The following is a 22,208-nucleotide window of genomic DNA, read 5'->3' as shown; positions in this document are numbered from 1 at the left end:
GTTAATAATAATTCTTTTGTTAAATGATGAAATAGATGTTAAATTTTTTAGATCAGACTATTGATTTTAGCTATCATTTCATCACCTAACGTATCGGCTTCTTCCTGAGATTTGGCCTCTGTATAAATCCTGATAATCGGCTCTGTATTAGATTTTCTAAGATGAACCCAATTATTTTCAAAATCTATTTTTACTCCGTCTACTGTAGACACCTCTTCATTTTGATATTCTTTTTCCATTTTAGTTAAAATATCATCCACATTGATCTCCGGAGTCAGTTCAATTTTCTTTTTACCCATAAAATAGCTCGGATATCCTGCTCTCAGTTCAGAAACAGTTTTGTTTTCCTTCGCCAAATGAGTTAAAAATAACGCCACTCCTACCAAAGAATCTCTTCCGTAGTGCAGATCAGGGTAGATAATTCCTCCATTTCCTTCTCCTCCGATCACTGCATTTTTCTCTTTCATTAAAGTAACAACATTTACCTCTCCCACAGCACTTGCAAAATATTCTGAGTTGTGAGTCTGTGCTACATCTCTTAATGCACGGCTAGAAGAAAGATTGGAAATTGCCACTCCGTTTTTATTTTTCAATAAATAATCTGCAACAGCAACCAGGGTGTATTCTTCCCCGAACATTTCACCTTTCTCATCGATTAAGGCTAATCTGTCTACATCCGGATCTACTACGATTCCCAGGTCTGCATTTTCCTTTTTTACCAATTCGCAGATGTCTCCCAAATGTTCCTTCAACGGTTCAGGATTGTGAGGGAAATGCCCTGTCGGCTCGCAATATAATTTTACTGTTTCACAACCAAGTTTGTCCAACAACATCGGAATTGCGATCCCTCCCGTAGAATTTACGGCATCCAGAACCACTTTGAAATTTTTAGCTTTAATAGCTTCAACATCCACCATCGGCAGGTCAAGAATCTGCTGAATATGAATATCAAAAACATCATCCCTTGTTTCATATTTTCCCAAATCATCTACCTCTGCATAATTGAAGTCTTCACTTTCAGCCAAAGCCAAAACTTCGGCCCCGTTTTCCCCACTGATAAATTCTCCTTTATCATTCAATAATTTAAGGGCGTTCCATTGTTTCGGGTTGTGGGAAGCGGTAAGGATAATTCCTCCGTCCGCATTCAGTTCCGGAACCATTACCTCAACAGTCGGCGTTGTGGAAAGTCCCAGATCAACTACATTGATACCCAGACCTTGTAATGTCGCCGTAACCAAAGAGGAAACCATTTGTCCGGAAATTCTTGCATCTCTTCCGATAACAAGAGTTAAATCTTTTTTATTCTTCTGATTCTGAAGCCAGGTTCCGAATGCTGAAGCAAACTTTACCACATCCAGCGGCGTCAGATTATCGTTTACTTTTCCACCGATTGTTCCTCTGATCCCTGAAATAGATTTGATTAACGACATTATGCTTTTATTTTAATTTATTATTTTAACGTTTATTTTTCGCTGCAAAGATACTTAAAAAGACTTTCAATTATAGGATCGGTATTTTTTTCTGAATTTTATCATAATTTTCGCTCACTGCTTTTGGCGGTGCAAAACGATATCCGACATAGATCAAGCCATAGATATTGTTGTTTCTTACTCTTGATTCGGAATCAATCCTATAATTGTGCGAGGTAACATCTATTTTTGTGCCATATAAAAACCGGTCGGAATTGTATCCGATATGAATTCCGCTGCCCCATCTGAAAGTAAGGGAACGGTATGTTTCTTTTTCGTCTTTTGTACCGTCTGAGAATGTTCCTTGTGAAACACCCCATTTTCCTCCGCTTCCCAGCCAGGTGTAAGGTGCGATGCTTACTTTTTTGGAGATCACCCAGTTGTAATAATATCCTAAATTCAGCCCGAGAGTATATTGCTGCTCCTTGCTTTCATATTCATCCATCTGATTAGAAAAAATCGTAAGATCATAATCGATCGCTGCAACCAAGCTTCCTTTGCTTACTTTCTGCCATTCTCTCTGGGTGTAAATTCCTTTTAATGAAAAATCTTTATTAAAAACATATGAAGTCAGTCCTCCAAAACTTTGAACCCTAAGATCCGGAAACTGTATATAAGGATCTATTTTTCTTCTCCATCTGGGTATAAAATCTTCTGTATTTCTTATATAAAATCCTTTTACATTTTTATAATAAACTTCCTGGATAAAACTTTTAGGAAAAAACCTGAACTCTAAATTGGTATAAGAACTTTTTCCCTTCAATTCATTTTGATTATTCCCGGGAATAAAATTCGGCGCAAACGAGACACTGGCACTTATTATTCTATAATCAAGACTTAAGGAAGTTTTTATCTTATTATTTACGGAAATTTTGATTACTTCCTCAATTCCTTCACTTTTAGAATTGAATACAAAATCTTCCAGGTTTGTATCAAAGTTGACACGCACCATGACCTGATGCTCGTATGATGTAATTTTTGCCGTATCTATTTGTGCATTAATTTTAGTACACAAAAATGCGATTATCAGAAAATATATTCTCATTCAGATGTGTTTATAATTCCCGAAATGAAATTACAATATTTTTTTAGAATTATTTACCTGAATGATAATCTGTTTCAACTATGAGCATCCGCAGTCTTTATCACAGTTCGTTCTTTTTGAACTGAATTTCTTCGGTGCGAAGTTTTTCCTGAGTATCTTAAATAAAGAATAACAGGCAAATGCAACGATCAGTAAAACAATTATATACTGTAAAATTAATGAAGAGTCCATTATTTTAAAATCTGATAAGCTATCATCGACACAAAATATGCCAAACCTGTCATCATCGCTACCTGTAAGCCGGTCCATCTCCAGCTTTTGGTTTCTCTGTAGACTACTGCAAGTGTAGAAACACACTGCATTGCAAATGCATAAAATAAAAGTACTGAAACCCCTGTCGCAAAACTGAACACTTTTTCGCCGTTCGGTTTTACATCGCGTCTCATTTTATCGATTACTTTCACTTCCGGGGCATCATCTTCCAGACTGTATAGTGTAGACATCGTTCCTACGAAAACTTCTCTCGCCACGAAACTTGTCAGAATACCAACTCCCATTTTCCAATCGTATCCGAGAGGAGCAATTACAGGTTCGATTCCTTTCCCCATTTTTGCCAGATAAGAATGATCCAGCTCTACATTGGCAGCAACGAACTGATCCGGTTTCTGTTTTGGCCCGAAATAACTCAAGAACCATATAATGATGCTTACAATGAAAATAATCTTCCCTGCTCCCGTGATAAATTCCCAGACTTTACCCAAAACCATTTTGAAATCATAGCCAAAAAGCGGTTTTTTGTAAGTTGGTAAATCCATTACAAGATAGGTTTTACCTTTACTTTTAATAAATTTTTTAAGAATTGACGCAGAAAGCAGTGCTACTATAAAACCAAGCAGATACATCCCCATCAACACCAGCGCTTTATATTTTATTCCTAAAAATGTTCCGTCTGAAATGATCAATCCGATGATGATACTGTACACCGGAAGTCTCGCAGAACATGTCATGAAAGGTGTCACTAAAATCGTCAACAATCTTTCCTTTAAATTTTCAATATTTCTTGTTGAAATGACCGCCGGAATGGCACAAGCAGTCCCTGAAACCAACGGAACAATACTTTTCCCGTTTAATCCGAAAGGTCTTAAAAGCCTGTCCATCAGGAAAACCACTCTCGCCATATATCCCGAATCTTCCAGCAAATACAGAAAGTACAGCAAAATTCCGATCTGTGGTGCAAAAACTACGATTCCTCCTATTCCCGGAATAATTCCGTTCGAAATGAGTGAATTAATCGGTCCTTCCGGTAAATGTTCTGCGGTAAATGTTGCTAACCAAGAGAACAAATCGTCGATCCAGTTCATCGGATATTCTGCCAAAAAGAAAACACTCTGGAAAATGATTAATAAAATCATCAGGAAAACAGCGTATCCCCAGAATTTATGAACTAAAACTTTGTCTAATTTCTCAGTTAATAATTCTTTAAACTGAGGTTTTTTGGAAATAACATTCGATAAAATCTTATCTACATGCTGATATCTCCTTACCGTTTCCTGAACCTGTAACCGTTTCGGAACCAAACTTTTAGAATCCGGCTCATTCATAAGCTCCATTACAGTTTCTATTCTTCCGAGGTCTGTTCCCAAAGAAAGGCTCATCCACGCTTTGTATTCGTTATCAATTCCTTTGTGGGAAGCCACTTTCTGGATAAAATCTTTATGCTCGTTCGGTGTTTCAAACGAAATTTTTTCTGATTTTACGAACTGATTGTGTAAAACAGCTTCTTTAATGGCATCAATCCCAACATTTTCTTTTGCGTTGGTCTGAATGATTTTAATACCTAAAGCTTCGGAAAATTTTTCAATATCGATAGTAATTCCCCTTCTTTCTGCCTGATCGATTTGATTGACCACTAAAATCATAGGAATTCCCAGATCCTGGATCTGCTGAAACAGAAGAAGACCTCTTTTTAAGCTTAAAGCTTCAAGAATATAAATAACTCCTGCATAGTTTTTCTGCTCATCAATAAGAAATTTGGAAAAAATAGCCTCATCCTCCGAACTTGGATAAATACTGTACGAACCGGGTAAGTCGATCACCTCAACTTCCTCATTCTTAAAAGTATAGTTTCCGGAATGACTCGCCACTGTAACTCCTGCATAATTTCCGGTCTTTTGTTTTTTGTTGCAAAGTGCATTAAAAACCGTAGACTTTCCGACATTAGGATTTCCGACTAAAAGTACCTGCTTTTTCTTATTTTCCTGCATTAATTCAATTCTTCAACAATGATAAACTCACCCTCTTCCTCACGAAGCGCGATGCGGCTTTTCTCATCCCCAAATTCCACATACATCGGTCCGTTGAAAGGAGCCTGGTACAAAACCCTGAAAGCAGTCTCCGGAAGAAGACCCATTTCGATGATCTTATTGGGCATTCTCAGACTGTCATTATCATACCCGATGATCTTTCCTATTTTGTTTTTAGGAAATCTGCTCAACTTATGTAAATCCTTATCTTTCAAAGCCTGCTTTTTTGTGATGCAAATATACGCTATTTAAATTTAATCTAAATAACATCACATTATGAAAAAAAACAATCCCATTCATAGAAATGGGATTAAGTATTTTAAATATTTTTTATTTTTTTGAAGGAAGCTCGATGGGATTATTTAATGCGTTAATTCTTTCTTTTTCCTTCTTTTCTTCTTCTCTAAACATCTCACCCATTGTTTTATTTTCTCCGGGCACCATCTCATTCATCATCTCTGGAGTTAGCCTTTCTCTTAAACCTCTCAATGGATTCGACTGATAGCTTTCCCGAGCTTTCTCAAACTTTTCTTTGGTAGTAATAATAGGCGTAAAACTAAGCCCTTGATTTTCTATCATTCTTCGAGTATAAGAGACCTCGTCATAGTTTTCAATTTTTTTATTTCCCTGTAAAACCCATGAGTAATTTTTTCCTGTGTCCTCAATTTTTACGATCAACCCGGGAAGTCCATAAAACTTATAAGGTCCGTCCTGAAAGGGAATTTCTGTGCTGAACCAGGCTGTCCATTGTCTACCTCCAAATTCAGTCGTTGCTTTTTGAGTATTATACTCTCCGATTTTCTCTTTTTCGTTCAGGACTTTCCAGTTGAATTTTATGTTTTCAGTATATTGGTAAAATTCAGATCCCGTAAAATCATTAATAATTTCTTTTTCCATATTGGGATAAGGCTTCGTGATTTTATGATCAAACTTTTTATCTTTTATAAAATTTGCAAGATCATAATGCTGTCCGGATTTTTCTGCCGTTTCCACCACATTTTTTACAATTGAATCTTGTGCGCGTTCAGTAAAATCTTCATATACAGATTTTTTATCCAAAATATCCAATGCCGTCATTACCTTATCGGTAAGTTCAGATTGTTTTTTGGGTTTAAAAGTAAGCTCATAAAAGAATCGGTTTGCTTTCTGTTGAGCCTGTGATGTAATAAAGCCAATGATGGCTAATGTTAAAAGTAATTTTTTCATCTTTGTTTTTTGTGCATTGAAGCAAATACAATACCAGAATTTTCTGTAAAAAAAATCAACCCAAACACGAGACGTATTTGGGTTGATTTAAATATAATTTAGTTGATATGAATGTCTATTTTTTCTTTTTATCAGAAGATGGCTGATTCAGCTCGATCGGATTATCATTAGAATTAAAGAAATCTTTATACATTTTTTCCTGCTTCTTCATCATATCTCCGATAGTTCCGTCCATTCCCGGAATGGATTTCGACATCATTTCCTGATTCATCATCGGTCTTACAGAAGCGAAAGGATCTTTTTTAAAGTCATTAAATGTTTTTTCAAACTTTTCTCTTGGCATTTCCGTTACTTTTAAGCTCATATTGGAGATCTTCTCTGCATAAGATAATTCTTCCCAATTTGGGACTTTTTTATTTCCCTGCAGAACCCATGAATAGTTTTTACCATCATCTTCGATTTTTACGATTAAGCCGGGAAGTCCTGAGAATTTATATGGTCCGTCTTGGAATGGAAGTTCTGTACTGAACCAAGCTGTCCATTTTCTTCCGCCAAATTCTGCCGTTGCTTTTTGAGCGTTATAAGCTCCGATTTTTTCTTTTTCGTTTGAAATTTTCCAGTCGAATTTTATTGTTTCATTATATGCAATACCCATTGGTGAGAATCCGCTTGCAATTCTTTCAATGTATTGTACTTTCATATCCGGATAAATTTTCACAATTTTTTCTGAAAATTTTGGCATTCTGATTGACTTTGACATGTCTTTGAATACACCTGATTTCTGCATCGCTTCGATCTGCACTTTAATGATAGAATCCTGCCCGATCACAGTATAATCTCTATAAACGGATCTATCTTTTACAATATCAAGAACACTCATTACTTTTTCAAGCTTTGCAGAATCATTTTTCGGTTTGAAAGTCAATTCATAAAAGAAACGGTTTGCAGTTTCTTTAGAGTCTTTATCCTGAGCGTTTGCAATCGCAAAAAGAGCTATAAAGAATATTGAAAATAGTTGTTTCATTTTTTTCTAATGTTTACTAATTAGTTAGTGGTTTCTAACTTTTGTTACAGATTTTTTTGAAATTATTTTTTGCTTGTATTTTTAAAATGCAAAGAACACTAAGATTTTATTCAAAATAATTCTGTTGATTTTCGTTCGCAAAGGCGTTTCACTCAGCTACGTCTTATAAACATTTCGTTTTATTTGTATTGTCATTTTCGACGACAGGAAAAATTTTTTTTTAATGAACAAATTCTTTTTTCAACTTTATTTCGATAAAATGGCAAACGAATGTCTCATATTTTATCTTAAATAAAATTTATGATTCCTTTAAAATATTTACAGCATGAAAAATATTAACTTTAAGCTGCTTAAAAACAAAATATTATGGACACTTTATCTCAATTAAAAGACGAACTTCAGGACGAGTATCAAACGACAAGAAAGTTTTTTGAAATCTTCCCTGAAGGAAAAAATGATTACGCACCACACGAAAAAAGTATGAAAATGATGCCTCTTGCCACACATATTGCAGAAGTTTTCGGATGGGCAGACACGATGCTGAAAACCTCTGATCTTGATTTTGCCAATACGGATTATCAGCCAAAAAAACTTTCAACAAAAGAGGACTTGCTAAAGGCTTTAGATGAAAATTACAAACTAAGCAATGAAGCATTATCCAACGCCACAGAAGACGACCTCAACCAAAGCTGGGCATTGAAAAACAATGGTCAGGAGCTGGCAAAATGGTCAAAATACGGCTCGATTCGTCACAGTTTGAATCAGGCGACTCATCACAGAGCGCAATTGGGCGTTTATTACAGATTGAATGATATTCCGCTGCCGGGAAGCTATGGTCCTTCTGCGGATTATCAAGGGTTTTAGAGAGTTGCGGGGTTCGGGATGCGAGTTATGAGTTGCGGGATTCGGGTTTGCGTGGTTTGAGTTTTGGATCTGACGACATTTTTTATGCAGCCTCGAAATAATAATACAAAAAAACCAACCTCTGTGAGATTGGTTTTTCTTTTTTTATTTAAAATTGAATTTTACGGTAAACATGACCTGGCTTGGGCGGAGTTGGATTCTTGTGTATCTTATGGCATTAAATTGACCATCCAAATCATATGTTTCAAAAACTCTACGATTTCCGACATTCATCCATTTAATCTCAAAATCAACTTTCTTTTTAGCCCATGAGAATTGATAAGATATATCATAGAACGGGTTGTTATATTTATTAGTTCCGTTCGTTGTATTTACCTGATCCCAGTTGAAACCTATTGTATGATTTTCAATTGGGTAGAAAAACAAAGCTAAATTATGATTATATCCTTTATTAATACCTAAAGTTCCACCACGACTGTCTTGCTTCGTTCTTGAAAAACTCATGTTATAGTCTACACTCATCCAGCTGAAATAGGTATTATTTAATTTGAAGCCATAAGTCTGGGAATTGTTTTTATTTTTAAACTCTTCATCATCCAAGAAAGCATCTGATATTGACGTTGTATTTCCGTAGCTCACTGATGCATTGGTTTTAAATTTAGGGAAGTATTTTCCAACCTCAACACTTAATCTGTTACTTTTCGAATGGTTTTCCTGATCTCTATACTGCATTAAGGTAAAACCTGTGGTCGGATCAAGAATTGGTGCTCCAAGAAGGTTTCTTTTACTGTCACTTAGTGAATAATTAACGTTAAAAAATAAATTATTCAATGGGTTTCTGTACTCTATCCTCGAACCAGCACTGGATGTTGTTGTCTGAGGAATCGGATTCTTTGGATCCATTACATTAAACCCTGTAGGTGACAGTAGCATATATCCTGCATAAGCAGATTGAATATCCCCAAAGTTGTTGCTGATATTTCCATTTACACTAGCTTTCCAGAAAGAAGCAAATGTATATTGTGCGAAAATGTTGGGTGTAAATGTTGTTCTATTTAAAGACTTTGAAACACCTCTTAAATCGTCATCTGCTTTAATATTGTTAAAGTTTACCGGGAAGTTTGCAAATAAACTCCAGCTTTCGGATTTATAATTTACACCTACGGAAGCATTTGGATTGATTTCTGTAAATCTCAAACTATTTTCATACGCTGGAGTATTAAAATCCGGTTGTATATCGCCAGGATCTGAAGGAATTGCAAGACCATCAAAATTTGTATCTAATTTGTCTGATGAGAAATCAAATCCTATTTGTGGAGTAAACGTCCATCCTTTCGTTGAAAAACTAATATTTGCAGAATGTGAAGTATCTAAAGTTTTTAATCTAAATCTTTGTTCTGCAATTGATCCCGGAGCAAAATTGATTCTTCCGATTGAGTCTGCACTCACCTTAAAAGGAATCTGCATATAATTTGCCGGAGAAATCTGAAGAGTCTGTCTGTCATCCTGATAATTGATAAATGATTTGAAATTTACCATTTTCTCCTTCCAAGGAATAATCGTACTCAATGAATTTTGAAATGATGAAGTCGGAGATTCCACAGATTCATTTCCTGTTCTTCCTTCTCTTACGGCAACAGCTCTGTCTCCGTTCCAAAACTGACTAAAACTTGTTGTATTTTTAAAGAATCCTTTTTTTGCATTTTTAGTGAAAATCAATTCTCCTTTTACTTTATCTGTGTAGAAATTATTTCGTGTACTATTGATGACTTTCGCCCCGTTTTGATAGGTTGTTTCTCTATAGTCTTCTCTTTCAACAGCATTATTAGTATAATTCGCATTCGCTTTTAGTTCCCATTCTTTTTTATTGTCAATATTTGTAAGATAATTTGCAGACAAATAATGAACATTATTCATTAAATATCTCTTTACGGGTGTATTTGGAGTGCTTGCAGTCTCTACATTCAACCAATCGTTCTGGGCGGCATTAATTCTTCTTCCTTCCCATCCGCTTCCAAATGCTAAAATATTCCCTTCATTTTCCACCTGCTCTCCCATGTTGTTGGTTTTGTAATTCACCACCCACTGGCTTTTTTGCCCGAAGAACATCGGTGTCAGTTTTACATTCCAAAGCCATGGATCTCCAAAGCCTGTTCCTACTTCTCCACGACCGGTCATGGTAACTGAATTTTTTAGTTTGATATTAATGGCAGCTTGGTCTGAAGGTACTTTATCCTGAAGAATTTTTACCGGTTGGTGATTTTCAAGAACCTCAACTTTTTGTACGGCGTCTTTCGGTAAAGAGTTGTTGATCGTTCCATATCCTCCTTCCATTAAATCTTTCCCGTTGACGTAAAATTTGTTGATTGCATTTCCCTGATAAAGGATTGTTCCGTCTGTATTTACTTCGATTCCCGGAATTTTTTTCATTACATCGGCAAGAGTTCTGTCGCTTTTGCTGTCGAAAGCCTTCAGGTCGTAAGCGATGGTATCGCCTCTCGCGGTAATTAATTTTGTTTTCAGCTGAACTTCTTTGATCTCAGTGGCTTCACCCTCCATATTAAAGTTCAGGGTCTGATCACTATTGCTGATTTGTTTTGTTAAAGGTCTTTGGTTGAATGCCTTCACTTTCAGGTCTACATTGGGCTCAGCAGAAGTGAAGCTTACTTTATATTCACCCTTAGAATTGGTAATTGCATATGCCAGAATTGCATCTTTTCCCGGTTCCTCCACGGTCACACTCGCGCTGGGAATTGCCACGCCGTCCTGATCCGTGATTTTTCCTGAAACTGTTTTTTGTGCAAAAGACAAGATCGAGAAAAAAATCAAGAGGAATAAAGAAATTTTCTTTTCCATAATTTATTATTTGCTTAATTAGTTAGTGGTTACAGCTTTTTGTTACACGTCATCTATAAAGATTGATTTTTACGAATAAAGTTAAAGCCATATTTTATCACTACAAACATAGTGATATTTTTTTTATTTATTTCATCCCCTTTATTTTCTTTATATTTTATTCTTTTTTTACAGAAAAATATTCTCTTTTTTGGGTTGATTTTGCCTTAATTGATTCCAAAACAAAAATTCCGTCATTTTTATTTTAGATTTTTCTTCACAGCAATTATTTTTGCAACATAATTTCTCTCTATGGTGAATTTATTCACAAGCAATTATTTTAGTACTCGTGCTATCTAAAGAGATTAATTAAGTTTTCATCTAAATTTGTGTTTTATACCCTGATTCTTTCAGGGTTTTTTGTTTTTTATACGGATTATTTTTTACCATTAAACCTTTCTTCTAGTAGAATAATTTTCTCTTTTTTTCATTGTTTCAAATACATTTAAGGGGAAAATTAAATTTCTTCCGTTTTGATTTTTGATTATTATATGCAATACATAGTTTTGCAAAGTTCTCACAATGGTGAGTTCTTTACTTCCAAACTTTAACTTTAATTTATTGTACAAAACTTTGGGAAAGTATTTAGTAAGTGTTTTTTTCTTTAAATGTGATTAAATACCCTGTTATTTCAGGGTATTTTTTGTACGCTTTTAATAATAATTTTAATTTATTTGATTATGTGAAGCAACTTATTATCACAAAGTGATGAATTTTACCACATCGCATTATCCATTCAATCAATCACTTACAATCATGTTTTCAAAAAAATTAAAAAAAATAAAAATATTTTTTAGCTTAAAAACTTTCCCTAGTTTATCGGTCTTTATTTTTTATTTAAAGCAATATTATTTTATCGCAAAAAAAAATAAAAAACATTGTCAAAAACTCAATATTTTATCCTGTTTAAGCCGATTTTTTTTATAAAATAAATGTTTTATCTTCGCCATACGAATGAATTTTTATTCAATCAATTTGTGTTTTTGCCCTGTAAATATTTTTGCAGGGTATTTTGTTGTATCTATACAGAAATTTTCGCGATACCTGCTATTTCAATGTTTTTATTTAGTCTAAATTGTCAAAAATGATTTGAATCATAGATTAAAAAAAACTTAAAGCTGTTAACATAAATTTTTATTTAATAATTTTGTAACATAAATTTTAAAAGATGGGAATTAACTTAAAGCCTATAGATATAGTAGATGATATTACTCAAGAAGAATTTATCGAAAAATATCTGAAGCAGAGAAAGCCTGTTGTCATTAAAAACATGGCAAGAAAATGGCCCGCGTACCAAAAATGGACGATGGAATACATGAAGGAAATCGTTGGAGATGTGGAAGTACCGTTATATGATAGTTCCAAAGCCGATCCCGCAGCTCCCATCAATGCTTCTGCTGCAAAAATGATGTTTAAAGATTATATCGATCTTATCCAAAGAGAACCTACTGATCTTAGAATTTTCTTTTTTGATCCTATAAAGCACGCCAAAAAATTATTGGAAGACTACATTGCCCCAAAAGATCTGATGGGAGGATTCTTAGATAAGTACCCATCTATGTTTTTTGGTGGAAAAGGTTCTGTGACTTTCCTTCATTATGATATTGATTTGGCTCATATTTTCCACACTCATTTCAACGGAAGAAAGCATGTTCTTCTTTTTGATTATAAATGGAAAGAAAGATTATATCAAATTCCTTATGCAACCTACGCTTTGGAAGATTACGATATCGAAAATCCTGACTTTACAAAATTCCCTGCACTGGATGGCGTTGAAGGAATCGAATGTTTCCTTGAGCATGGCGATACATTGTTTATGCCGACCGGATGGTGGCACTGGATGAAATATCTGGATGGAAGTTTCTCCATTTCCCTGAGAGCATGGGACAAATCCTGGGCGGTAAAAGCGCACTCTTTGTGGAATCTTACGGTTCAGCGAAAATTTGATGATATCATGAAGAAAAATTTCAAGAAAAAATACATGGACTGGAAAGAAAAAGTAGCCGTCAAACGAGCAGAAATTGCTTTAAAAAGAGGTCTACCAAGATAAAATGAAAGACGTTTCTACATGAAGCGTCTTTTTTATTTTTAGATACCACATGTTGATTTTTGCCCTGAAAATGGTACACTTTTAGATTAAATGATTTTACCACACTAAAAAATATTACATATGAATTCATCTACACAATCTGAAAGCAACAACTCCCATTTCAACAGAGAAATCGAAAGACAAAAAGCACTTAAAGCTTTGGAAAAAGCGAAAAGCATTAAAAGAAAAGTTGTTTTCCTGCCTCAGGGAGCAACCGGAAATCTAAATTTCATAGACTAAATTTAGATTCTTATACAAAAAATAAGCTGCAATTTGTAGCTTATTTTTTTTGATAAATTACATGGTAAGAAGCAATTCTTCCATATTTCTTGTCACCTCATTGCAAGAGAAACACGCTTCATTTCCATCCTGAGAAAACCAGCGGCATTGCGAGCGGATCGGGCAATAAGATAATTCCTTATTTTGATTTAAGTCCAAATTCTGAACTTTTTTGGATAAAGAACATTTAGATTCTTCATTATTCCATTGTGCACAGCCTTTTTCAACACATTTTCCGGTAAAACGGAATCGCTGTTCGAGATGATCATTCTGCTGTACAAACTCTTCTGTAACGGTAAGAGGTGTTATAAACTGCACCTTTCCGTCTTTATTCACTACTCCAAAAAGCTGTGCCCCGACTTTCCCAAGATAGCTGGGACACATCTTCTTTGAAGAATTAAAACTAGCCTCCATAACTTTTTATTTGAGACTGAATGTCTTTAATCTGGCTCTGAATATCAATTCCGGGTTTGAAAATAATGATTCCCCAAGGAAACCAGTCTTTCACTCTGAGAGGTTTTAGCAATCCCCTGAAGTCTCTGTGCGCTCCAAAAGCCTGGGTATTATCCATTTTTGAAAGCTCAGAAAGAACAACACTTTGAATTCCCCTGTCGATGTTTTTCAGCTGCTCGTCTGTAAGGTCTACACCTTCCAATGAAACGAAAAATTGCTTTTTAGTTGCCATAAATGTTAGTTTTTATTGGTTTTATTAAAGCAAATTTCGTCTGATAAAAATTAAAAATGATCAGGGAAAACAACAATTTTGTATGTGAAAAACCCTGAAATTACAAACTGATTATCAATATTTTAACTAAAACTAAAGGTTGGTAATCGCAAAGGCGCAAAAGAAGTTTAATTTTTTTCTAAGGCGCAAGGATTTTATCTGCGATAAAATTGATAACGGTTAACCCTTGCTGAAAATCTTTGATTTTCTTGCGCCTTAAAAACATCTTGAATATTAAGAATCTTTGCTCCTTTGCGTTTTCCAACAAATAAGCTTACAAGATTCTATAAATCGGATATTGTCTGAATGTCTTTTCTTCGAAATAGGGAGAATTTCTATAGATCCAGTCAAGCTGGGCAGTTCCGTCATCTGCAAATTTTTTGTCGGATGCTTTTTTGGCTTCGAATTTTTGTTTTAACTCTTTATCTTTTTTTAATAATTCCGCCGCCGTATCTTCAAAAATATAGGCTGAATAATATTCTTTCTGTGCTAAAATCCCATCAAAGAAATTCCAATTGAAGAAAGAATCAAGCGCTTCCGGCTCTAGGGTTTCGATGATGTATTTTACTCCTTCCTGATTAGTTGGAACAATATAATCTCCTGCAGAAAATGTTATGCTTTTATTTGATTTATCAACCGTCGTTTCAAAATGCAGATAATGGCCTTCGTAAGGATTTTTCACTGTTTTAAAATCATTAATTTTATAAGATTCCACAGCAATGATGCTGTCTTTCTGCAGCGGTTTCATCTGAATCTGATTCCTTTTAAACTCTTCAATCACACGATATTGCGACTGAGGGATCACATAATATTTCGGAATCATGATATAACCCGTCGGAACAGCAGTTGTAAACAATTTTATATTCTTTGTGAAAGGCTTATTTCTATCGTAATACAATCTCGGTTTTCCGGAAATTTCGCTTGGTTTATATTTTCCTTCAAAACCTTTAAAATCCATCGTAGAATATCTTGTAGAATCGATTTTCCAGCGAATTCCGTAGGGTTTTCCGGCTTGATATTGTTTTAAATTTTCAATTCTAAGCCGTTTTATTGTTTTATATTCTTTATCCAAATTTTCAAGGTTTACGAGCATGTATTTGTAGGTTGCATCCACCCTTTTGTCGTAAGGTTTCAGCATATGCGTTTCAGGAACGGTTCCCAAAGAATTAAACAAAGATGTATACCCCGTCGAATATCTCGGAGAATCTTCAAAAGCGGCAAAGCCAACTTCCGGCACATCCCCATGAATATTGACATAAGGTGTACTTTTGTAGCCCAATTTCTGTAAATCTTTAAGGTTTTTAGCCTGAAAATTATTATAAAAATATTCTCCTAAAATACTTCCCAGCCGTTCTTTGAAAGTAGAAATATAGGTAAATGTATACTGATAATCTGCCCCATTACTCACATGATTATCAATAAAAACATCCGGTTTCAGCCATTGATAAATCTCCTGAAAACTTCTGGCATTTTTAGAATCTGCTTTGATAAAATCTCTGTTCAAATCGTAATTCTTCGCATTTCCCCTGAAACCATATTGCTCGGGACCATTTTGATTGGCTCGTGAAAATGAACCGCGGTTCAGCATTCCGCTCACATTATAAGCTGAAATGGCTGCCACAATGAAATTCTGCGGTGTTTTGATTTTTTTCGTCGCCAGGTCGCGCATCAGCATCATCGTAGCATCAATTCCGTCCGGTTCACCGGGATGAATTCCGTTGTTGACAAAGAGAATTGCTTTTTCTTTTCTTACCTGATTTAAATCTTTTTCCGGAAAAGGATTATACACGACAACATAAATCGGTTTTCCATTATCATCTTCTCCTTTTTTTACGTATTGAATTGTATTAAAATTTTTAGCCAAATTCTGATAATAAGCATTCATCTCATCATAAGTAACCGTCTGATTTCCATTCCCTCTCTCAAAAGTTGTCTGGAAATTATGTTGAGCAAACAGTAAAGATGAAGTAAGAGAGAATAAGAGATATTTCAGTTTCATTGAAGTGATATTTCGAGCTTTAAAATTACAAAACTGATTGTTTGTTTTGAATGCAAATCACAAAGATTTAATTTAAAATTGTTTTGCATAGTTTCGTTCGCAAACGTGTTTTCACTCGGCGAAGAGAAAGAGTGTTATTATACGCAGTTTGTCATTCTGACGAAGGAAGAATCTAAACTACATTATTAGAGATTCTTCATTCCATTTCGTTCCATTCTGAATGACAAACTTTTTTAATTCTAGCAAATTTTGCAGATTGGCAGATTTTTTTTAAATATTCTCTTATTAAAAATGATTAATGTTTTTTAGCTTTTACAGATAATTATTCCTTCCTTTTTCATCAGGATATAAAGACGGTAGCGGATCGCTTTGCCAGAACTTTTTTGTATCAACATCCATGATCGACAATGCGCCGGTGAAAGCCGCTCCCGTGTCTAAATTCCAGATATTGGCTTTGTTCACGGGTTCTTTAATTCCCAAATGTAAAGTCGGTGTGTGACCAATGAAAATTTCTTTATACAAAAGAAACCTTTTCGGATAAAGCTCTGAGTTTCTTGATAATTTTTTATCCATCGCGACAGCCGTCTCCCAAAGTGTTCTGTCCCAACGATAATTGCTCGTATACACTTCTTTTTCAGGACCGTGCATAGAAGAATACCCCGCATGAATAAACAAACGGTTGTCTTCATCAATATGATAATTTTTCATTCGCTGAAAAAATTCCAGGTGAAGATCCATGTCCTGCAAAGAATAATCGGAGTAGCCTTCAACAGTGCTTTTCCCTCCGTTGAAAAGCCAGACATCCTCATTTTTACCAAAGGAAAGCCAGTCTTCGCACCAGGCATCGTGGTTTCCTTTGATGAAGATGCGTTCCTGCCTTTGGGAAAGTTCCATTAAAAATCGAATGATTTCTGAAGATTCGCACCAGCCATCAACATAATCTCCGAGGAAAATTAAAGTGTCATTTTCGGTGACGTCCGCTCTTTCCAAAATCTGTTTCAATGCTTTGAATCCACCGTGAATATCTCCTATTGCTAATGTTCTTTTCATCTCGAAATGTATTTTGACTCTATAAAATCTGTCAGCCAGACCTTGTTTTCAGAAAGATAAAACAAAACTCCGTCTTCATACATTTTTCCCGTTCTGATGGTGAGAATTACCGGTTTGCCGTGGCGCATTCCGACTTTGGTGGCTGTTTCTTTATCCAAGCTTAAATGAACATGCTGTCTGCTCCTTTTCTCAATACCTTTTTCTAAAATGGAATCGACGTTATTCTGAGCCGTTCCGTGGTAGAGAAATTCTGGTGGCTGCTGTGGTTTCAACGCCAGATCGATATCAATCGAATGCCCCTGGTTTGCCCTGATTTTGGTCTTATCTTCATTAAAAATAAACCGTTTTTTGTCATTGTTTTCTACCACCTCATCCAATTCTTCCAAAGTGAAATCCATATTATTTTTTGAGCATTTTTCTTTTAATTCATCAACATTTGCCCACCCGTTTTTGTCTAAAGTTAAGTTGATGATTTCAGGCTGATGCCGGAGAATTAAGCTTAGAAATTTGCTGATTTTTTTCTTTTGTTGTTCGTTCATGGTTTGTGTTTTAGTTTATTAATTTGTTCTCTAATTTAATGCATAGTTTCTCAATATCCTCTTTCCTCACCAGCTCTGACACCCATTCCTCCGGAATATTTTCAAATCCATAATAAACCCCTGCAATTCCACCTGTTATAGCTCCGGTTGTGTCGGTATCTTCTCCCAAATTAACGGCTTTCAAGACCGCTTCCGAATAACTTTCAGAATTTAGAAAACACCATAATGATGCTTCTAAACTGTGGAGAACGTAGCCGGAAGAACTAATGGTATCTTCGTCATATTTTGAAATATCATTCTTTAAAATTCTTTCAAAAAGTTGAATCTCTTTAGGATTAAAACCTTGAAATTCTGCAAATTTTAAGGCTGCATTTTGAATATGATTGTACGCTTCTTTTTTATCTTTACCTTTAATTAATTCAATTGCAAAAATTACGTAGAGAAAACACGCAAAGACAGAACGAAAATGCCCATGCGTAATAGATGAAACTTCTTTTACCGTTTGATATACTTTTTCAATATTTTCTTCATCTTTAAGATAAAAAGCTAAGGGAAGAATTCTCATCAAAGAACCATTCCCATTATCTTCTTCAAAAATATTTCCTGAAAATCTGGCACTTTCCCCTTTAATTAATCTCGCAATGGAATGACGTGTTGTTCCTCCAATATCGAAAAGTCTTCCGTGAGCTGTCCAATGTCCATATTTTACCCATTTAACAAAACTCTCTCCTATCTTTTCTAAATCATATCCTTTCGTTAATTCTTCTGCAAGGCAAAGCGTTAAAGAACTGTCATCACTCCAAGTTCCTTTCGGCTGATTCCAAGATCCAAACTCTTGCATTTTCGTAACAGGAAATTGTTTTAATGTTTCTCTATTTTTAAACTCCACCGGAACACCCAATGCATCACCAACACAAACTCCAAAAATTCCTGCTTTTACCATATTTTTCATTAGGCCAGATTTACTAATTTGTCGAACAGTAATTTCATTCCCTGGGTTGCCGTTTCTTTCATGACAACAGCTCTTTGTCCGTATCCGAAACCGGTTTCGTTGGGATTGATGACAATTAAAAGACAATCATCTTTAATCTCATGAATCAGTCCGGCAGCCGGATAAACCTGCAAAGAAGTTCCGATCACCAACAAAATATCTGCATCTTTCACCTTCTCTCTCGCCGTCTGGTATAAAGGAACATCCTCACCGAACCACACGATGAAAGGTCTCAATTGAGCTCCATCTTCTGCCTTGTCCCCGATGTTGATATCTCCTTTTTGCTCGTAAATCAAGCTTTTATTGTTGCATGAACACGACTTGAACAATTCTCCGTGAATGTGAAGAATATTCGTAGAACCTGCTCTTTCGTGAAGATCATCGATGTTTTGTGTAATGATCTGAACGTCAAAATATTTTTCTAAATTACCAATTAATTTATGAGCCTCATTAGGCTCTACCTCATGAAGCTGGCGGCGTCTCTGGTTGTAAAATTCCAATACCAAAGCTCTGTCTTTTCGCCATCCTTCCGGACTTGCCACATCCGTTACATTATGATTTTCCCAAAGACCATCTCCGTCTCTGAATGTTTTTATTCCGCTTTCGGCGCTAATTCCGGCGCCGCTTAATATGGTTAGTTTTTTCATTTGTTTTTTCGTTTAATTTTTTGAATCTGCTTTTAGTAATATTTTTTTTTAGCGCAAAGCCCGCAAAATATTTTTTTATTACTAATTGCTTTTACAATTAATTTTTAAACATCACTTGTCTTTTCAAAATTAAATTTTCAATAAAATGTATCGCTCTTTTTTCTCTTTCAAGCCAGCTTCCGGAAAGCTCCAGGAAATCGATTTTTTCTTCTTTTAAAATCTTCCGGTGGCTTTCATCCAACTGGTTTCTTTCTTCAAATTCAAGCCTCGTCCCGTCCTGAATATATTCTGCATCTTTCGTTGAATAGAGATAAAGATCAGCCTTATTTTTTTCTATAATTTCATTTGGAACCGATAATTTTTTTCCAAAAATAAACTCAGAATAGGATTTTGTGATATGAATATCGGTGTCGATTAAGGTTAGAAAACTCTTCTCGTAATTCACATTTTCAATTTGCCCTGCGTGTGTTGTGTACACTTTTTCCAAATCTTCAAATGCAAACTGTTTTGAATCTGAAATTAAATCTCTTCCTGCTTCTGAAACTTTATTGGCTTTAAAATATTCGGATAAATTATTCGTCATTACTGTTTTCCCTGTTGATTCCGTACCGAGAAAAACCACTTTTAATGCAAAATATTTTTGAACTGCTAACGGGAGGTAGTTCCAGTATTTAAATATATTTTCACGAATTTCTGAAGCCGAAATCCGAATATTTTCCCTGTTTTCATCGAACATAAAATGGTCAATATCCATCATCACAGAAAGCATTTCTCCATATTCTTCGGAAGTCACCAGAAAATCTTCATCTTTAAAATATTCTCTGAAAACCTGGCTCCAGATTTTGGAAACTTCCCAGTCTGAAACAGAAGTATTCGGGAAGTCGGCTTCTTTGTATTTAAAAACCTTTACTTTAAGATTTTTGTTGTTTCGAAAAGTTTCTTTAATCCATTCTTTTCTAATATTTCCGTCGATTTTTTCCTTTTCTTCTTCACATACCAAAACCGTTACGCTTCCTTTTTCAAGGGCAAATTCGATCATCTTCTGATGACCGGTGTGAAACGGATAAAATTTTCCAAATACAAAACCTTTCATTTTAAAAAACTTTAAATTTCAAAGAAGCCATATAGTTTCTCGGCATCTGAATAAAATATTTTCCGGCACCATCTGTTTCTGTATAACCATAATTATAATATCGTTTATTCGTAATATTATTCACAAAAAATCCGATTTGCCATTGCTTCCAGTCATACAAAATCCCAGAATTGAAAATAATATACGATGGAAGTTTTGCCGAGTTGGAAAAATCCATATACGAACTATCCTGAAATCTGGAAGATATATTAATTTTAAAATTGTTAATTTTATAGTTTACTTCCTGATTTACAATTATTTTCGGAGTCAACACCGGGCTAAACGAAATATTATCTTCTTTAATTTTTGAATATACAAAAGATGAATTATTTTTTAGGCTCCAATGTTCATTAATCTGATAATTAAATGATAATTCTGCTCCCAACCTATAACTTTTATCAACTTTATTGGTCAATGCCAATCCGTTTGGACCGAAATTTCCGTTTAACACAATTTCATCTTTAAAATCCATATAAAACAGATTCAATTCCAGTTTTATTTTTTCTTTATTAAAACGGTAACCTATCTCATAATCAGTTACATATTCCGGCATCGTTGTTCCTAACGTCAATTGATTATTTTCATCCGGCATCAGATTATCATTTCCCATAAAAATATCATTTCTGGTCGGCTCTCTTCCTACTCTTCCCAAACTGAAAAATACATTTGAGTGATTGTTAATCAAATAATTAACCCCAACTTTCGGATTCAAAAAATTCCATTCCAGTTGATCCATTGAAAGATCCCCTTTATACCTGAAATCTGCAAATCTGTATTGAATATCTCCTGAGAAAATCCATTTTCCGGCCTTTAATTCTACTTCTGCAAAAGCACTCACATCATTTTTGTAACCTGTATTTCGGTACAATTCGCCCAAAGAAAGTTCGCTTCCCTTATGATTTCTGTGGTACAGATTTCCATTAATTCCTGCTGTAACTTTTCCGTTTTTAAATTTATTCTGAAAATTGGTGTAAAATCCTAAAAATTTTGATGTAAATGCATAATTATACATTTCTCCATTTTCCGGCAATCCGATGAAATTATTCCAGTTGAAATCATAATTTCCATTCAAATAAGTATAATGAATACTGCTTTGAAGAGAAGAAGATTCACCCAATTTTGTCTGATTAAAAACCTGTAGAAAGGTCTGGAAAAATTGATCTTTCTCATCCCTGTTTCCGTTGGTTCGCGGATCTTTTTCAATCTGCTCCTGCGTTACTCCGAGCCAGGCCAGTTGATTTCTCTGATTTCCCATCAGTGCATTGAATTTCCAGATGCTTTTATCTTTAAAAATTCCACCACTGATGAATGCAGACTGCCCATGATTAGAAGAATTATACTTATAGCCATCAGAATAAATTTCGGACAATCTCACATGAATTCCCATGTCATTTTTAATTCCTGAAGTATATTTTCCGTACACTCTCAACGAATTATAAGAGCCATAATTTGCTCCAAATTCAAGATTTTTTTCCTTTAAATCGGGAGAAAAAAGCTGAATACTTCCGCCATAACTCGCTGTTCCGTTCTTCGACAAACCGACTCCTTTCTGGATCTGAATTTTATCAAAAGAATTAAAAATATCCGGATAATTCGAAAAATAAGATCCCTGATCTTCCGGCTCATTCATCGGCGCCCCATCGATCGAAACATTGATTCTCGTCTGATCGATCCCACGAATTCTGTAGTAAGAATAGCCATTGTTTCCACCCGTATCCGAATATGCCGTGACCGATGGAACCAGCTCCGACAACAAAAATGAGGGCTCCTGACCTACATTTTTACTACTTTTAGCCGGGTCGACATTATGAAAATTCACCGCCTGCAATCTTCCCGCTTCGCTTTGTATCTTCACCTCCTGAATATCCCTGATCGAATCGTTTTCCTGTGAAAAAGCGTTGGAAAATGAGATAAATGCTGCTAAAAGTATTGTTTTTTTCATGGTTTTAAAG

Annotated in this window: 19 protein-coding genes; 3 read left to right on the top strand and 16 right to left on the bottom strand. The window is 35.0% G+C overall.

Features of this window, described 5'->3' with window-relative positions:
• Positions 1-47: 47 nt before the first annotated feature.
• The 6 genes from glmM to BMX24_RS14980 all read right to left on the bottom strand — a co-directional run bounded on the left by glmM (position 48) and on the right by BMX24_RS14980 (position 7,047).
• Positions 48-1,430, bottom strand: coding sequence for a phosphoglucosamine mutase (gene glmM, locus BMX24_RS15005; RefSeq protein WP_089794101.1), 1,383 nt, complete (start codon positions 1,428-1,430; stop codon positions 48-50).
• Between the two features lie 70 nt (positions 1,431-1,500).
• Positions 1,501-2,514 carry a DUF4421 family protein gene (locus tag BMX24_RS15000; RefSeq protein WP_089794099.1) on the bottom strand — a complete coding sequence of 338 codons (1,014 nt, stop codon included), beginning with the start codon at positions 2,512-2,514 and terminating at the stop codon, positions 1,501-1,503.
• A 230-nt stretch (positions 2,515-2,744) separates the two neighbouring features.
• On the bottom strand, positions 2,745-4,778 hold the full coding sequence (gene feoB / locus BMX24_RS14995; protein ID WP_089794097.1) for a ferrous iron transport protein B: 2,034 nt from the start codon (positions 4,776-4,778) through the stop codon (positions 2,745-2,747).
• Positions 4,778-5,032: a FeoA family protein gene (locus BMX24_RS14990; RefSeq protein WP_089794095.1), complete on the bottom strand. Its 255-nt coding sequence runs from the start codon at positions 5,030-5,032 to the stop codon at positions 4,778-4,780. Before BMX24_RS14990 ends, feoB begins: the two co-directional genes overlap by 1 nt.
• Before the next feature lie 115 nt (positions 5,033-5,147).
• On the bottom strand, positions 5,148-6,023 hold the full coding sequence (locus tag BMX24_RS14985; RefSeq protein ID WP_089794093.1) for a GLPGLI family protein: 876 nt from the start codon (positions 6,021-6,023) through the stop codon (positions 5,148-5,150).
• A gap of 115 nt (positions 6,024-6,138) precedes the next feature.
• Positions 6,139-7,047, bottom strand: a complete 909-nt coding sequence (locus tag BMX24_RS14980; RefSeq protein ID WP_089794091.1) for a GLPGLI family protein — start codon at positions 7,045-7,047, stop codon at positions 6,139-6,141.
• 366 nt (positions 7,048-7,413) lie between these two features.
• Here BMX24_RS14980 and BMX24_RS14975 point away from each other — a divergent pair, with 366 nt between their 5' ends.
• Complete coding sequence (locus tag BMX24_RS14975) at positions 7,414-7,911, top strand: DinB family protein (RefSeq protein ID WP_089794089.1); 498 nt, start codon at positions 7,414-7,416, stop codon at positions 7,909-7,911.
• 144 nt (positions 7,912-8,055) lie between these two features.
• Here the strand turns inward: BMX24_RS14975 and BMX24_RS14970 are convergent, their stop codons facing one another.
• On the bottom strand, positions 8,056-10,767 hold the full coding sequence (locus BMX24_RS14970; protein WP_089794087.1) for a carboxypeptidase-like regulatory domain-containing protein: 2,712 nt from the start codon (positions 10,765-10,767) through the stop codon (positions 8,056-8,058).
• Positions 10,768-11,974: 1,207 nt separating this feature from the next.
• Between BMX24_RS14970 and BMX24_RS14960 the strand changes: the two genes are divergently transcribed.
• A complete protein-coding gene (locus BMX24_RS14960) occupies positions 11,975-12,856 on the top strand; it encodes a cupin-like domain-containing protein (RefSeq protein WP_089794083.1) in 882 nt (293 codons plus the stop codon).
• A 120-nt stretch (positions 12,857-12,976) separates the two neighbouring features.
• Positions 12,977-13,135, top strand: a complete 159-nt coding sequence (locus BMX24_RS21225) for a hypothetical protein (protein ID WP_170835722.1) — start codon at positions 12,977-12,979, stop codon at positions 13,133-13,135.
• Positions 13,136-13,192: 57 nt separating this feature from the next.
• On the opposite strand, the gene BMX24_RS14955 is transcribed toward BMX24_RS21225, so the two are convergent.
• The 9 genes from BMX24_RS14955 to BMX24_RS14915 form a co-directional block, all read right to left on the bottom strand.
• Positions 13,193-13,588, bottom strand: a complete 396-nt coding sequence (locus BMX24_RS14955) for a hypothetical protein (protein ID WP_139176855.1) — start codon at positions 13,586-13,588, stop codon at positions 13,193-13,195.
• Positions 13,578-13,859: a hypothetical protein gene (locus BMX24_RS14950; protein WP_089794079.1), complete on the bottom strand. Its 282-nt coding sequence runs from the start codon at positions 13,857-13,859 to the stop codon at positions 13,578-13,580. The genes BMX24_RS14955 and BMX24_RS14950 overlap by 11 nt, the downstream gene beginning before the upstream one ends.
• A 313-nt stretch (positions 13,860-14,172) precedes the next feature.
• Entirely contained in the window at positions 14,173-15,897 is a 1,725-nt protein-coding gene (locus BMX24_RS14945; protein WP_089794077.1) for a M14 family metallopeptidase, read from the bottom strand.
• A gap of 312 nt (positions 15,898-16,209) precedes the next feature.
• A complete protein-coding gene (locus tag BMX24_RS14940; RefSeq protein WP_089794075.1) occupies positions 16,210-16,947 on the bottom strand; it encodes a metallophosphoesterase family protein in 738 nt (245 codons plus the stop codon).
• On the bottom strand, positions 16,944-17,486 hold the full coding sequence (locus BMX24_RS14935; RefSeq protein WP_089794073.1) for an RNA 2'-phosphotransferase: 543 nt from the start codon (positions 17,484-17,486) through the stop codon (positions 16,944-16,946). The genes BMX24_RS14940 and BMX24_RS14935 overlap by 4 nt, the downstream gene beginning before the upstream one ends.
• A 10-nt stretch (positions 17,487-17,496) precedes the next feature.
• A complete protein-coding gene (locus tag BMX24_RS14930) occupies positions 17,497-18,438 on the bottom strand; it encodes an ADP-ribosylglycohydrolase family protein (RefSeq protein ID WP_089794071.1) in 942 nt (313 codons plus the stop codon).
• The gene (locus BMX24_RS14925) at positions 18,438-19,124 is read right to left on the bottom strand and encodes a Sir2 family NAD-dependent protein deacetylase (protein WP_089794070.1); all 687 of its coding nucleotides are present in this window, start codon (positions 19,122-19,124) and stop codon (positions 18,438-18,440) included. Before BMX24_RS14925 ends, BMX24_RS14930 begins: the two co-directional genes overlap by 1 nt.
• Positions 19,125-19,221: 97 nt before the next feature.
• Entirely contained in the window at positions 19,222-20,217 is a 996-nt protein-coding gene (locus tag BMX24_RS14920) for an AAA family ATPase (protein ID WP_089794068.1), read from the bottom strand.
• A gap of 1 nt (position 20,218) precedes the next feature.
• Complete coding sequence (locus BMX24_RS14915) at positions 20,219-22,198, bottom strand: TonB-dependent receptor (RefSeq protein WP_089794066.1); 1,980 nt, start codon at positions 22,196-22,198, stop codon at positions 20,219-20,221.
• Between the last annotated feature and the right edge of the window lie 10 nt (positions 22,199-22,208).

The sequence above is a fragment of the Chryseobacterium wanjuense genome (assembly GCF_900111495.1).
Lineage (GTDB): Bacteria > Bacteroidota > Bacteroidia > Flavobacteriales > Weeksellaceae > Chryseobacterium > Chryseobacterium wanjuense.
This window is presented reverse-complemented; position numbering and strand designations above follow the sequence as displayed.